The organism is Cellulomonas sp. P22 (assembly GCF_044392165.1).
This window is the reverse complement of sequence record NZ_JBISBW010000005.1, coordinates 224,065-237,414: the sequence shown is the minus strand read 5'-3', so window position 1 is coordinate 237,414 and position 13,350 is coordinate 224,065. Positions and strand designations below refer to the sequence as shown.

The 13,350-nt window shown below is 74.6% G+C and carries 11 protein-coding genes; 5 read left to right on the top strand and 6 right to left on the bottom strand.

Features of this window, described 5'->3' with window-relative positions:
• Window positions 1-96: 96 nt before the first annotated feature.
• On the top strand, window positions 97-1,563 hold the full coding sequence (ahcY, locus tag ACGIF2_RS06365) for an adenosylhomocysteinase (RefSeq protein ID WP_396044676.1): 1,467 nt from the start codon (window positions 97-99) through the stop codon (window positions 1,561-1,563).
• Between the two features lie 12 nt (window positions 1,564-1,575).
• Here the strand turns inward: ahcY and ACGIF2_RS06360 are convergent, their stop codons facing one another.
• Complete coding sequence (locus tag ACGIF2_RS06360) at window positions 1,576-2,385, bottom strand: RDD family protein (protein ID WP_396044674.1); 810 nt, start codon at window positions 2,383-2,385, stop codon at window positions 1,576-1,578.
• Window positions 2,386-2,437: 52 nt separating this feature from the next.
• On the opposite strand from ACGIF2_RS06360, the gene ACGIF2_RS06355 reads away from it, so the two are divergent.
• Complete coding sequence (locus ACGIF2_RS06355) at window positions 2,438-3,427, top strand: stage II sporulation protein M (RefSeq protein ID WP_396044672.1); 990 nt, start codon at window positions 2,438-2,440, stop codon at window positions 3,425-3,427.
• 57 nt (window positions 3,428-3,484) lie between these two features.
• Here the strand turns inward: ACGIF2_RS06355 and ACGIF2_RS06350 are convergent, their stop codons facing one another.
• From ACGIF2_RS06350 to ACGIF2_RS06330, 5 genes are all read right to left on the bottom strand, one after another.
• The gene (locus ACGIF2_RS06350; RefSeq protein ID WP_396044670.1) at window positions 3,485-4,777 is read right to left on the bottom strand and encodes a DUF58 domain-containing protein; all 1,293 of its coding nucleotides are present in this window, start codon (window positions 4,775-4,777) and stop codon (window positions 3,485-3,487) included.
• Between the two features lie 8 nt (window positions 4,778-4,785).
• Complete coding sequence (locus ACGIF2_RS06345) at window positions 4,786-5,769, bottom strand: AAA family ATPase (protein WP_396044769.1); 984 nt, start codon at window positions 5,767-5,769, stop codon at window positions 4,786-4,788.
• Window positions 5,770-5,837: 68 nt separating this feature from the next.
• Entirely contained in the window at window positions 5,838-7,094 is a 1,257-nt protein-coding gene (locus tag ACGIF2_RS06340) for a DUF4350 domain-containing protein (protein ID WP_396044668.1), read from the bottom strand.
• On the bottom strand, window positions 7,091-7,768 hold the full coding sequence (locus tag ACGIF2_RS06335) for a DUF4129 domain-containing protein (protein ID WP_396044666.1): 678 nt from the start codon (window positions 7,766-7,768) through the stop codon (window positions 7,091-7,093). The genes ACGIF2_RS06340 and ACGIF2_RS06335 overlap by 4 nt, the downstream gene beginning before the upstream one ends.
• Complete coding sequence (locus ACGIF2_RS06330; protein WP_396044664.1) at window positions 7,765-8,952, bottom strand: glycerophosphoryl diester phosphodiesterase membrane domain-containing protein; 1,188 nt, start codon at window positions 8,950-8,952, stop codon at window positions 7,765-7,767. The genes ACGIF2_RS06335 and ACGIF2_RS06330 overlap by 4 nt, the downstream gene beginning before the upstream one ends.
• Window positions 8,953-9,132: 180 nt before the next feature.
• Here ACGIF2_RS06330 and mtrA point away from each other — a divergent pair, with 180 nt between their 5' ends.
• The 3 genes from mtrA to ACGIF2_RS06315 are packed head-to-tail and all read left to right on the top strand — an operon-like array spanning window position 9,133 to window position 13,284.
• On the top strand, window positions 9,133-9,816 hold the full coding sequence (gene mtrA, locus ACGIF2_RS06325) for an MtrAB system response regulator MtrA (RefSeq protein ID WP_396044662.1): 684 nt from the start codon (window positions 9,133-9,135) through the stop codon (window positions 9,814-9,816).
• 43 nt (window positions 9,817-9,859) lie between these two features.
• Complete coding sequence (mtrB, locus tag ACGIF2_RS06320; RefSeq protein ID WP_396044660.1) at window positions 9,860-11,548, top strand: MtrAB system histidine kinase MtrB; 1,689 nt, start codon at window positions 9,860-9,862, stop codon at window positions 11,546-11,548.
• Complete coding sequence (locus tag ACGIF2_RS06315) at window positions 11,545-13,284, top strand: LpqB family beta-propeller domain-containing protein (protein ID WP_396044658.1); 1,740 nt, start codon at window positions 11,545-11,547, stop codon at window positions 13,282-13,284. The genes mtrB and ACGIF2_RS06315 overlap by 4 nt, the downstream gene beginning before the upstream one ends.
• Window positions 13,285-13,350 lie beyond the last annotated feature (66 nt).

Sequence of the window (13,350 nt, the reverse complement as noted above, 5' to 3'; positions counted from 1 at the left end):
GGTGGGCCGACACGGCTCCCGCTCGCGCCGGAGCGTCCCGTCAGTAGCATGGCCGGAGCACGGCGTGGGTGGGGTCAGCCGACCAGAGGGGCACCGATGTCCGACTTCGACGAGGCTCCCGGCCGTCACAAGGTCCGGGACCTGTCCCTGGCCGAGGCCGGGCGCCACCAGATCCGCCTCGCCGAGCACGAGATGCCCGGCCTGACGGCGCTGCGTGCCGAGCTGGGTCCGAGCAGGCCGCTCGCGGGCGCCCGCATCGCCGGCTCGATCCACATGACCGTGCAGACCGCCGTGCTGATCGAGACGCTCACGGCCCTCGGTGCGCAGGTGCGCTGGGCGTCGTGCAACATCTTCTCGACGGAGGACGAGGCCGCCGCGGCCGTCGTCGTCGGCCCCGGCGGCACGCCCGACGCCCCGGCGGGGGTGCCGGTGTTCGCCTGGAAGGGCGAGAGCCTCGAGGAGTACTGGTGGTGCACCGACCAGGTGTTCACCTGGCCCGACGACGCACCACCGAACCTGGTGCTCGACGACGGCGGCGACGCGACCCTGCTGGTGCACAGCGGGGTCGAGGTCGAGGCCGCCGGGTCCGTGCGGCCCGACACCACGCCCGGCGACCCGGGCCACTCGGACGAGGCGAACGTGCTGCGCGGGCTCCTGCGCCGCTCGCTCGCGGACGACCCGAAGCGCTGGACCTCGCTCGCCGCGGGCATCCGGGGGGTGACCGAGGAGACGACCACGGGCGTGCGCAGGCTCGACCGGCTCGCCGCCGGGTCCCGCCTGCTGTTCCCCGCGATCGACGTCAACGACTCGGTCACCAAGTCCAAGTTCGACAACCGCTACGGCATCCGGCACTCGCTGCCCGACGGCCTGAACCGGGCGACCGACATGCTGATCGGCGGCAAGCTCGCGTTCGTGGCGGGCTACGGCGACGTCGGGAAGGGAGCGGCCGAGGCCCTGCGCGGCCAGGGCGCGCGCGTCGTGGTGTCCGAGGTCGACCCGATCTGCGCGTTGCAGGCCGTGATGGACGGCTACCAGGTGGTGCGCCTCGAGGACGTCGTGGCCGACGCGGACTTCTTCGTCACCACCACGGGGGACCGTGACGTCATCACCGCGGCGCACCTCGCCGCGATGAAGGACCACGCCGTGGTCGGCAACATCGGGCACTTCGACGACGAGATCGACATGGCCGGGCTCACCGCCGTGCCCGGCGTCCGGCGCACCGAGATCAAGCCGCAGGTGCACGAGTGGACGTTCCCCGACGGGCACGCTGTGCTCGTGCTCTCCGAGGGCCGGCTGCTCAACCTCGGCAACGCGACCGGGCACCCGAGCTTCGTGATGAGCACCTCGTTCGCGAACCAGGTCATCGCCCAGGTCGAGCTCTTCACCCGTCCCGAGGCGTACGGCGTGGGGGTGCACCGGCTGCCCAAGCTGCTCGACGAGAAGGTCGCCCGGCTGCACCTCGACGCGCTGGGGGCCCGGCTGACCACGCTCACCGAGCAGCAGGCCGCCTACCTCGGGCTCGACGTCGACGGACCGTACAAGCCCGACCACTACCGGTACTGAGGGCCCGAGCGGTCAGTCGACCGGGTCGGGCACGCCGTGCGGCAGCCGGCGCATCAGCGCGCTGTCGTGCGCGTCGCGCTGCCGCGCGGCCTCGGTCCGCGCGTACTCGCGCTGGCGTCGCTCGGCGAGCACAGCCGCGAGGAACGACTCCGGGTGGGTGCCGGGCGGGGGAGCGGGGGCGACGTAGCGCTCGACCTCGGTCGCGAGCTGCGTGCCGAGCTCGGCACGCGACCCGGGGTGCAACGTGCGGGTGCGGATCAGGAACTGGCGCACCGACAGCGCGAGACCGTCGGGCAGGCGGCGCACGTCGGCCGTCGCCGCCCACGGGGCCAGCTGCGGGGGCATCGCCACGACGGGCGTGCTCCGCGAGACCTTGCCGCGGACCCGAACGCCGTACGTGCCGGCCAGGACGTCACCCACGCGCTTGCCCTGCGGGTGGAAGATCGCGCAGACCAGGGCGACCGAGCCGAACGTCATCCACAGCTCGCCCAGCCCCACCAGGGCCCGCACGAACGCCTGCCGCAGACGCACCGGACCGCCGTCGTCGCGCACGATCCTGATGCCCACCACGAGCTTGCCGACCGAGCGACCGCGCGTGAGCGTGTCGAGAGCGGTGGGCACCACGACCGTCACCGTCGCGACGATCACGATCAGCAGGGTCGTGCTGGGCTCGAACTCGATCTGGACCAGCACGATCACCGCGGCGATCGCCACGATGCCGAGCACCACCAGGTCGAGCAGCGCGGCGAGCAGGCGCGAGACGAACGACGTCGGGCGCGTGTCGAGCAGGACACCTTCGCCGGTGACGATGCCTTCGTCCATCGGGGCTCCTCCGGGCACTCGGGGCGGCACGTGCTGTGGCAGGGTATCGGGCGTGGACCTGGACGCCTTCACGGCGGTGCACACCCCTGCGTGGGAGCGCCTCGACGAGCTGAGCCGGCAGCGGCGCCTGAGCGGTGCCGAAGCCGACGAGCTCGTGCGCCTGTACCAGGCGGTCGCGACCGACCTGTCGACCGTGCGCTCGAGCGCCCCCGACCCCGAGCTCGTGACGCGGCTCTCGCAGCTGCTGGGACGGGCCCGGGCGCGGATCGCCGGCGCGCACGAGGCCGGCTGGCGCGACCTGCGGCGGTTCGTGCTCGTCTCGCTGCCCGCGGCGTTCTACCGGATCCGGTGGTGGACCGTCGCGGTGACCGCGGCGTGCCTCGTGGTGGGGGTCGTCGCCGGGGTGTGGGTCGCGACCCAGCCCGACGCGCTCGCGGCGATGGGTACCGAGAGCCAGCGGCGCGAGTACGTCGAGAACGCGTTCGCGCAGTACTACGAGCCCGGCGCGGGCTTCGCGACGATGGTGTGGACCAACAACGCCTGGATCGCGGCGCAGTGCGTGGGGCTCGGGATCACGGGCGTCATGCCCGTGTACGTGCTGCTCAACAACGCGGTCATGGTCGGTGCCACGGGCGGGATGATGGCGTCGTACGGGCACCTGGGGCTGTTCCTGCAGCTCATCTCGCCGCACGGTCTGCTCGAGCTCACCGCGATCTTCGTGGCGGGCGCGGCGGGCCTCAAGCTGTTCTGGACCTGGGTCGACCCGGGTCCCCGCCCGCGCACCCGTGCGCTCGCCGAGGAGGGTCGCGCGCTGTTCACGGTCGCGATCGGCCTGGTGGGCGTGCTCGGCGTCTCGGGACTCGTCGAGGGCTTCGTCACGGGCTCGTCGCTGCCGTGGGGCGTGAAGATCACGATCGGTGCGCTCGCGCTCGCGGGGTTCTGGGCCTACACGCTGGTGCTCGGGCGCCGGGCCGTGGCCGAGGGGCACACGGGCGACCTCGACGACGACAGGGCCGGGTACACGGTCGCGCTCGCGGGGTAGTCCCCGGGGCACCGCACCGGAGGCTCGCGGAAGCCTCGCGGGTGCCCGACGCGCGCGTCAGAGCCGCCCGGCCGCCTTGAGCGCGAGGTACGTGTCGGCGAGCCGTGGGGCGAGCTCGTCGGGCAGCGCGTCGACGACCTCGACACCGCGCTGCCGCAGTCGTGCCGCGACCGAGGCCCGCTCGAGCTCGGTGCGCTCGGCGGCCGCCGCGTCGAAGATCTCGGCGGTGTCGGCGCGCCCCACCCGCAGCTCCTCGACCTCGGGGTCGCGCACCGCGGCGAGCACCACCTGGTGCCGGTCGGTCAGCTGCCCCACGACGCCGAGCAGCCCCTGCTCGACGGCGGCGGGCTCGAGCGAGGACAGCAGCACCACCAGGGCGCGCTGCGACAGCCGTTCGCGCACGAGCCCCACGACCCCCGGCCAGTCCGTCTCGACGAGCGTCGGCTCGACCGTCGACAGGGCGTCGGCGATCGCCGGCATGAGCCGCGGACCGCTCGCCCCGGCGACCCGCGCACGCACCCGGCGGTCGTAGGCGACGAGCTCGACGCGGTCGCCCGCGCGCGACGCCAGGGCCGCGAGCAGCAGCGCGGCCTCGATCGACGCGTCGAGGCGTGGGGCGTCCTCGACGCGCACCGCGGACGTGCGCGACGTGTCGACCACGAGCAGCACGCGCCGGTCGCGCTCGGGTCGCCAGGTGCGCACCACGACGTCGGCACGTCGGGCGGTGGCGCGCCAGTCGATCGAGCGCACGTCGTCGCCGATCACGTACTCGCGCAGCGAGTCGAACTCGGTGCCCGCGCCGCGCACCTGCACCGCGGCGCGGCCGTCGAGCTCACGCAGCCGGGCGAGGCGGCTCGGCAGGTGACGCCGCGAGGCGAACTCGGGCAGCACCCGCAGCGTCGCCGGCACGTCGAGCGAGACCTGACGCCCCGCGAGCCCGAGCGGGCCCACGGTCCGCACCGTGGCACGGTCGGCGCGCCGGTCGCCGCGGCGGGTCGGGGTCAGCGGGGTGCGCACCCGCTGCGCCTCACCCGGCGGCAGGTCGACCGGGTGACGGTTCGGTCCCGTGCCCGCGGAGGGCTGCCACGCGTCACGCACCACGGCGCGCAGCCGGCGCGGGCCGAGGTTCGTCAGCGTGAGCTCCGAGCGCGTGGTCTGGGTGAGCCGCACCGACGCGGGGACCGAGCGCTGCACGGCGACCTGCCGCGGGCTCGCGGCCAGCGCGGCGTCGAGCGCGCAGGCCAGCGCCACCACGGCGGCCCAGACCAGCACCGTGCCGGCCACGGGCACGAGCAGCACCGCCACCGTGCCCAGGGCGGTGAGCGCCACGGCCCGCCAGGTGATCGCCACGGGGGTCGTCAGCGGGGGACGGCGACGGCCGCGAGCACGGTGTCGAGCACCCGCTCGGTGCTCACGCCCTCGAGCTCGGCCTCGGCCCGCAGCTGCACCCGGTGGCGCAGCGTGGGGTGGGCGAGGGCCTTGACGTCGTCGGGCGTGACGTACGGGCGACCCGACATCCAGGCCCACGCGCGCGACGTCGCGAGCAGCGCGGTGGCGCCACGCGGCGAGACGCCGAGCGAGAGCGAGGGCGACTGCCGCGTCGCGCGGCACAGGTCCACGGTGTACCCGAGAACCTCGCGCGAGACCTGCACCTGGGCCACCTCGGCACGTGCGGCGGCCAGCACCGCCGCCCCGGCGACGGGACGCACCCCGGCGCCCCGCAGGTCGCGCGGGTCGAAGCCGGCGGCGTGCCGGGCCAGGACCTCGACCTCCTGCTCGCGCTCGGGCAGCGGCAGGTTGAGCTTGAGCAGGAACCGGTCGAGCTGGGCCTCGGGCAGCGGGTACGTGCCCTCGTACTCGACCGGGTTCTGGGTCGCGATCACGAGGAACGGGTCGGGCAGCAGGCGCGCCTGCCCGTCGACCGAGACCTGACGCTCCTCCATCGCCTCGAGCAGCGACGCCTGCGTCTTGGGGGGAGTGCGGTTGATCTCGTCGGCGAGCAGCAGGTTGGTGAAGACCGGGCCCTCACGGAACGAGAACTGCGCGGTGCGCGCGTCGTACACGAGCGAGCCCGTGATGTCGCCGGGCATCAGGTCGGGGGTGAACTGGACCCGCTTGGTGTCGAGGTCGAGGGCCGCCGAGAGCGTGCGCACGAGCAGCGTCTTGGCGACACCCGGAACCCCCTCGAGCAGCACGTGGCCCCGGCAGAGCAGGGCGATGAGCAGCCCGGTCACGGCCGCGTCCTGGCCGACGACGGCCTTGCCGACCTCGGTGCGCACGGCACCCAGCTGCTCGCGCAGCGCGATCGACGGGCCGTGCGGTGGCACCGGGCCGGCCGGCACGTGGGCGTCGGGTGCCCCGGGAGCCCCGGGTGCAGGGGTGGGCCACGCATCGGTGGTGTGTGCCTCGGTCACGATCGGTGAACCTCGCTCTCCAGGTCGTCCAGCCTGCGGGCCAGCAGCGCGAGCCCCGCGTCGTCGGTCGGCGGGGGGCCGTACAAGATCCCCGCCACGTCCTCGTTCGTGCGGCCCGTGGCCCGCACGAGCGCGTCGATCACCGCCACGGCGGGCGCCGAGCGCGGCAGCCCGAGCCGGGTGGCGGTCCGGGTCGCGGTGCCTGCTCGCAGCGCCGCGGCCGCGTGGCCGTACGAACGGGAGCGACGGTACAGCCGCCCCCGCCCCCGCGTCGTCTCGCCCGCCCGCACCGTCACCGGCAGCGGCTCGCTCACGACGCGCCCGAGCCGGCGGGCCCGCCACACGCCGGCCACGCCCGCGACGACCAGCAGCTGCAGCCCGAGGACTCCCGCGCCCGGGGGCAGCAGGTCGCGCAGGCCCGGGCCGGCGGGCTCCTCGTCGGTGTCCATGAACGAGGGCACGTACCAGACCAGGTGGTCGTGGCGACCGAGCGTGCGCAGCGCGAGTGCGGCGTTGCCTGCCGTCGTGACCTGCGCGTTCGTGAGCAGCGCCGCGTCGGCCAGGGCTGTGAACCGGCGTTCGCCCGCGACGACGAGGTAGGCGCCGGTGCCGGGCTCGCCGTCGGCGGCGGGGAAGCACACGGTCGCGTCCGGCCCGAGCGCGACGAAGCCGGGTCCGGCGCTCGTGATCTCACCCGCGGCGAGCGCGTCCGGGTCGGTGCACCCGGCGGTGCGCGGCGCGGACGGGTCGAAGGTGCCGGTGGTGGCCGGGGCGGCGGCGTCGGTGAAGAGCTCGAGCGTCCAGCCGGGCTCGAGCAGCACGACGTCGGCGGGGCTCGCGGCCAGCCGCTCGACCTGCTCGGTGGTCAGCACGGCGTCGCCCGTCACGAGCAGCGTGGTGCCGGGGGTGGCGGCCTCGAGCGCCGCCTTCGTCGAGCGCACGTAGGTGATCTCCACACCCTGGTCACGCAGCACCTCGGCCACGGCGCGGGCCCCGCCGGCGTCCGGGTTGTCGGGTGCGAGGGGCACGGTCGAGGTCCGTGGTTCGGGCAGCGCCGCGAGCACGCCGACGAGCAGTGCGAGCCCGCCGACCGCGATCGGCCACCGGGCGCGGCGCCAGCGGCTCCGGGCGCGCGAGCGACCCGTCGTCCCGTCGCCGACGACACGGGCACCGGGCGCACCGCCGCTCCCGACGTCGCCACCCGGCGAGGTGGTCGTGGCCGCGGCGCCCGCGGGCGCCCCGGGGAGGCTCACGCGGGCCACCCGCTCGCACCCGCGGCGTCCACGAGCCCGGGCAGCGTCGGGCGCTCGTCGCGCACCCGCTGCTCGGCGTCACGCAGCCACCCGTCGTCGTCGGCACCCGCGGGCACGTCGCCGTAGACGACGTCGTCGAAGAGCCGCCCCGCGCGCCGGAGGTCGTCGGTCCGGGCCGGGAGCCGGACGAGCGCTGCCTCGACGGCCTCGTGCGCCGTGCGGCCGGGTCGCTCGTCGAGCAGCGTGCGCTCCTCGAGCGAGCGCACCAGCGCCCGGAAGCGCTCGGCGACGGCCAGCGCCCACAGGTGTCCCGCGGCGGCGGCGTCGGCTGCGGCCCGCAGCTCCGCGGCGGTGCGCCGGTCGTCGTGGTCCAGCACGGCCCGCGCGGACGCGGCACGCCGGGTGCGGCGCACCGGTCCGACGACCCACGCCGTGACGACCAGCACGACGAGCAGCACCCCGATCACGACGGGGATCGCGACGCCCGGCGGCAGCCCCACCCGCGAGGCGCCGTCGAACAGCTCACCGATCCACTCGAGGATGCGCTGCAGGATGCTCTGGCCGCGGTGGTACACCGGGTCGGTCAGCTCGCGCTCGAGCCACGTGCGCGCCTCGTCCGCCCCGGGTGCGACCGGGATGTCGGACGCGCGCAACGCGGGCCGGCGCAGGATCACGCGACCGGCTCGTCGGCCGCCCGTGCGAGCTCGACGTCGAGTCCCTCGCGGCGCATCCGCACGTCGATGTACAGCAGCGCGACCACTGCGGCCGAGAACACGGTGGTGAGCGTGTAGGTCACGATGCTGACGAGCGAGGTGACCACGATCGAGCCGAACGCCGTGCCCGTCGGGTCGTCGAAGACGAACGCGGAGATCATCGCAGCGGGGAACGACAGCAGGCTCACGACGACGGACATGATGATCTGCACGAGCAGGTAGATGCCGAGCAGCCGCCAGAAGCTGCCGCGCGTGAGCCGCCAGGCCCGGCGGATGGTCGCCCAGAACCGGCCGCCCTCGAGCATGAGCGCCGGCGGGACCAGCAGCGTACGGACGGCGACCCAGACCACGGCCGCCGTGAGCAGCACACCGCCGAGCAGCGCGACGGCGACCAGCGCCCCCCACTGCTCGTTGGCCGCGGCCACGACGATCGCACCGACGAACACGCCGACGGCAGCGAGGATCACCGCGCCGTACAGCGCCGAGAAGCCCAGCACCCACCACACCCGCCCGCGCGCAGCCTGGCCGACCTCCGCGAGCGTCGCGGTGCGGCCGATGACCGAACGGCTCACCGAGACGATGAGGAGCCCGGTGAGCAGGGTCGTCGCGACGAACAGGAGCGGGGTGGCGACGAGCGAGCCGACGGTCGAGCCGAGCTGCGTGTCCAGGCCCATCTCACCGGTCGGGTCGACCGAGGTGGTGAGGTCGCTGACGCCACCGGCGAGCAGGCCGCCGAGGTACCACTGCAGCACCGCCTGGATCGCGACGACCACCGTGACGACCACGCCGGCGAGGCCGAACATGACGCGCGGGTTGGCCCGGATGGCGCGGAACGAGCCGTCGAGGATCTCGCCGAGCCCCAACGGCCGCAGCGGGACGATGCCCGGCTGCGCGGCCGGTGGTCGCCAGCCACCAGGCCCGTAGCCCGGAACACCTCCGGGACCGGCCTGGCCGTACACCGGCTGCCCGTACCCGGGCTGCTGGCCGTACACCGGCTGCCCGTACCCCGGCTGCTGCCCGTACCCGGACGGCGGCGGCACCTGCCCCGGGGCGGGTCCCCAACCCGGCGTGGGAGGAGGGGTGTGGACGGGTACCGGCGACGGGTCGGCGGGGGACCGGGGGGAGTCCTCGTGCGGCGTGGTCATGGACGTTCGCTCCCTGGTCTGGGCCGTACCTGGTCAGACGTTCATGGTGCCATGTCGCACCTGTCGCGGTGGCGCTCATGCGGGTCTGTGGGCAGGTGAGCATGGGCGACGGGGCGCGCGGGCGGGTGATCTGTGCTGAGCCGGGCCGGGCCGAGGCGGATCGGTGCGATCATGGGCCCCATGAAGGGTCGTGTGCTGGTCGTCGACGACGACGTCGCGCTGGCGGAGATGATCGGGATCGTGCTGCGCTCGGAGGGTTTCGACCCGGTGTTCTGCGCGGACGGCGACGATGCCATCGGCATCTTCCGTGCGTCGCAGCCGGACCTCGTGCTGCTCGACCTCATGCTGCCGGGCAAGGACGGCACCGAGGTGTGCCGCCAGATCCGGGCCGAGTCGGGCGTCCCGATCGTCATGCTCACGGCCAAGGCCGACACCGTCGACGTGGTGCTCGGTCTCGAGTCCGGCGCCGACGACTACATCTCCAAGCCGTTCAAGCCCAAGGAGCTCATCGCCCGGGTGCGCGCGCGGCTGCGCCGCAGCGACGAGCCCGTGCCCGAGCACCTCGGCATCGGGGACCTCACGATCGACGTCACGGGGCACCGGGTGTCGCGGGACGGGGTGCCCATATCGCTGACCCCGCTCGAGTTCGACCTGCTCGTCGCTCTCGCGCGCAAGCCGTGGCAGGTCTTCACGCGCGAGGTGCTGCTCGAGCGCGTGTGGGGCTACCGGCACGCGGCCGACACGCGGCTCGTCAACGTCCACGTCCAGCGGCTTCGTTCGAAGATCGAGGCGGACCCCGAGCGTCCCGAGATCGTCGTGACGGTCCGGGGTGTCGGCTACAAGGCGGGCGCACCGTCGCAGTGACCGTGAGGCACGCACGGACGGCGGGGGGTGCCTCGTGGGACGCGTGAGACGCAGCTGGCGGCTCGCGCGGCTGCGCGTCGTCCGGTCCGTGCGGGTCTCGAGCCGCGCGTGGCGCTCGTCGCTGCAGGCCCGGGTCGTGACGTCGACGCTGGCGATCGGGCTCGTCGCGCTCGCGATGGTCGGCGTGACGCTGTCCGCGCAGATGCGTGACGGACTGTTCACCGAACGGGTCGACCTGGTGCTCGACGAGAGCGCGCGCGCGACCCGCCAGGCGCAAGACACGTTCGACGCGTCGACCGCGGCGACGTCCACCGAGGTCCAGGTGCTCCTCAACGACGTGATGTCGGCCCTGCGCTCGGGCGGTTCGGGCGAGCGCGAGGTGTTCCTGCTGCGCGCGCCGGGCCAGACCACTCTCGTGAACTCCCGGGCCTCGGAGCCGGGCCTCATGGACGTGATCAGCAAGGATCTGCGCGCGGCCACGGCCGCGGGCGAGGGGCAGCGCTGGCAGTCGACCGGGTGGCCCGTCTCGCGGGGCGTCGGTGACGCCGGGCGGACCGAGCCCGCCGTCGTCGTCGGGCAGACGGTCGTGCTGCCCGTGGCGGGGACCTACGAGCTCTACTTCCTCTACAGCCTGCAGGCCGAGCAGGACCGGCTGGACTTCCTGCAGCGCATGCTCGCGATCGGCGCGGCGGCTCTCGTGCTGCTGCTGGGCACCATGACGTGGCTCGTGACGCGCCAGGTCGTGCGGCCGGTGCGCGCCGCGGCGCAGGTCGCCGCACGCATCGCGGACGGGCACCTCGACGAGCGGATGCCCGTGCGGGGCGAGGACGAGATCGCGACGCTGGGCCGGTCGTTCAACGAGATGGCGCACGGGCTCCAGGAGCAGATCGGGCGCATGGAGGAGCTCAGCACACTCCAGCGACGCTTCGTCTCGGACGTGTCGCACGAGCTGCGCACCCCGCTGACGACGGTGCGGATGGCGGGGGAGGTGCTGCACGGCGCACGCCACGACTTCGAGCCGTCGGTCAAGCGCTCCGCGGAGCTGCTGCAGACCCAGCTCGACCGGTTCGAGGACCTGCTCGCCGACCTGCTCGAGATCAGCCGGTTCGACGCGGGCGCGGCGATGCTCGACGCCGAGAGCCGTGACGTGCGGGACGTCGTCTCCGCGGCCGTCGAGCACGCGTTCCCGCTCGCCGAGCGCCGCAGCACCTGGCTGAGCGTGCACCTGCCCGACACGCGCTGCATCGCCGACGTCGACCCCCGCCGCGTCGAGCGCATCTTGCGCAACCTGCTCGTCAACGCGATCGAGCACGCCGAGGGGAGCACTGTCGAGGTCACGCTCGCGGCCGACGCGCAGGCGCTCGCGGTCACGGTGCGCGACCGCGGCGTGGGCATGACCCCGGAGGCCGCGGCGCACGTGTTCGACAGGTTCTGGCGGGCCGACCCGGCGCGCGCGCGGACGACCGGCGGCACGGGGCTGGGACTGGCCATCGCGCTCGAGGACGCCCACCTGCACGGCGGCTGGCTCGAGGCGTGGGGCCGGCCGGGCGACGGCGCGTGCTTCCGGCTGACGCTGCCGCGCCGGGCCGGCATCCGGCTCGTCAGCGCGCCGCTGCCGCTCGTCCCCGAGGAGACCGCGGACCCCGCGCCCGCGGTGCGGTCCCGTGGGGCGAGCGACCCGACGGCGCTGCCCGAGCTCGACACCGACCTCGACCCCCAGGAGGTCCGATGAGCGCGCCTCTCGTCCTGCACCGGCGCCGCCACGCGTATCCCGTGCTCGCAGCGGTGCTCGCGATGCTGACGGCAGGCGCCCTCGCGGCCTGCGCCGCGATCCCCACCGACGGTCCGGTGAGCGAGGGCGTCGAGGACGTGAGCGAGCTCGCCCCGGTGACCCTGCTCGGCGACTCGCCGGGTGAGGACGCCTCACCGCAGCAGATCGTCGACGGGTTCCTCAACGCGAGCGCCGCGGGGTTCAGCCGTGAGAGCACGGCGGACATCAGCAAGGACTTCTCGGTGGCCCGCGAGTACCTGGCGGGTGAGGCGCGCGACACGTGGGACCCGGGCGAGCGGGTGGTCGTGTACTCGGCGGCCAGCAGCCCGGAGTCCACGATGCTCACCGACACCCAGGTGCAGGTGCGTGTGGGTGTCGCGGCGCGGGTCGACTCCGACGGGCGCTACCAGGAGTCGGGGCCGGAGACCCAGGAGTCGCTGGTCTTCGACCTCGTGATGGACAGTGCCGGGCAGTGGCGGATCTCGGGGCTGGACGACGGCGTGGTGCTCTCGCAGCCCAACTTCAATCTCGTGTACCGCACGGCCACGCTGTACTTCCTGTCGGCCGACAGCACGTACCTGGTCCCCGAGACGCGGTCGTTCCCGGTGCGCAACCTCGCGACGTCGGTCGTGCGGGCGCTCGTCGAGGGCCCCTCGCCGTGGCTCCAGGACGCCGTGCGCACCGCGGTGCCGGACGGCATGCACCTGACGACCCCCGCCGTGCCGGTCGACCCCTCGGGCACGGCCGACGTGAGCCTGACGGGCGCCGCACTGAGCGACCCGACCGAGCGCGCGCTGCTCATGGCCCAGCTCGAGGCGTCGTTGCGCATCCCCCGGGTCAGCGCCGTGCAGCTCACGGTCGGCGACGTGCCGCTCGACTGGGAGCCGGCCCGTCTCGAGCGGAGCGTGCTCCCCGCCGACACGGCGCTCGAGGTGGTGCAGGGCGACGCGCTCGTGGCGCTCACCGACGGTGAGCTGACACCGGTCGACGAGGTCGGCGCGCTCACGGGGCTGCAGGCGGGCAGCACCGCGCGCAACGAGCAGGGCAACGTGCGGGTGCTGCTGTCGGACGGCGACGCGCTCGTGCGCGCGCCGACGACGCAGTCCGGGAGCGCGCAGCCGCTCGTGACGGGGGTCGCGCTCGCGGACCCGTCGGTCGACCGGTTCGGCTGGGCGTGGACCGCGTCCGCGAGCCCCGAGGGCCCGGTCCTGACCGCGGCACGGTCGGACGGGACCCAGCAGGTCGTGCAGGCCGACTGGCTCGCCGGACGCACGGTCCGCGAGGTGCGGGTCGCCCGTGACGGCTCACGCGTGGCGATCCTGTCGACCGGAGACGACGGCCCGGGGCTCGACGTCGCGGGCGTGGTGCGAGGCGGTGTCGGGGTCCCGCAGCAGCTCGGTGAGCCGTTGGCCACGGGTGCGATGCTCACCGACGCCACGCGGGTCGTGTGGTTCGACGAGACGACGCTCGCGGTGGTGGGCAAGGTGGCGGGTGCCACGAGCGCCGGGATCCACCTGGTGCCTGTCGCAGGTCCGACCCGGGCGGCGCCGTCCCTCGAGGGCATCGTGTCGGTCGCGGGCGGCAAGGCCGATCGGTCGTTGTACGCGGCGACGGCGGACGGGCAGCTGTGGTCCCGGTCGGGGCAGCGCTGGGTGTCGGTCGCGACCGGCGTGCACGACCCGTCCTTCCCGGGCTGACACCTCGCACGGTCGCCCACCCCCAGCCCGGGCGACGGCCGTGTGCGGGCCCGGGCCGCCCGGCCG

What these genes read in the sequence shown, in the direction of transcription:
- ahcY (WP_396044676.1), top strand. Translation starts at nt 97, where the DNA reads ATGTCCGACTTCGACGAGGCTCCCGGCCGTCACAAGGTCCGGGACCTG.
- ACGIF2_RS06360 (WP_396044674.1), bottom strand. Translation starts at nt 2,385, where the DNA reads ATGGACGAAGGCATCGTCACCGGCGAAGGTGTCCTGCTCGACACGCGC.
- ACGIF2_RS06330 (WP_396044664.1), bottom strand. Translation starts at nt 8,952, where the DNA reads ATGACCACGCCGCACGAGGACTCCCCCCGGTCCCCCGCCGACCCGTCG.
- mtrA (WP_396044662.1), top strand. Translation starts at nt 9,133, where the DNA reads ATGAAGGGTCGTGTGCTGGTCGTCGACGACGACGTCGCGCTGGCGGAG.
- ACGIF2_RS06315 (WP_396044658.1), top strand. Translation starts at nt 11,545, where the DNA reads ATGAGCGCGCCTCTCGTCCTGCACCGGCGCCGCCACGCGTATCCCGTG.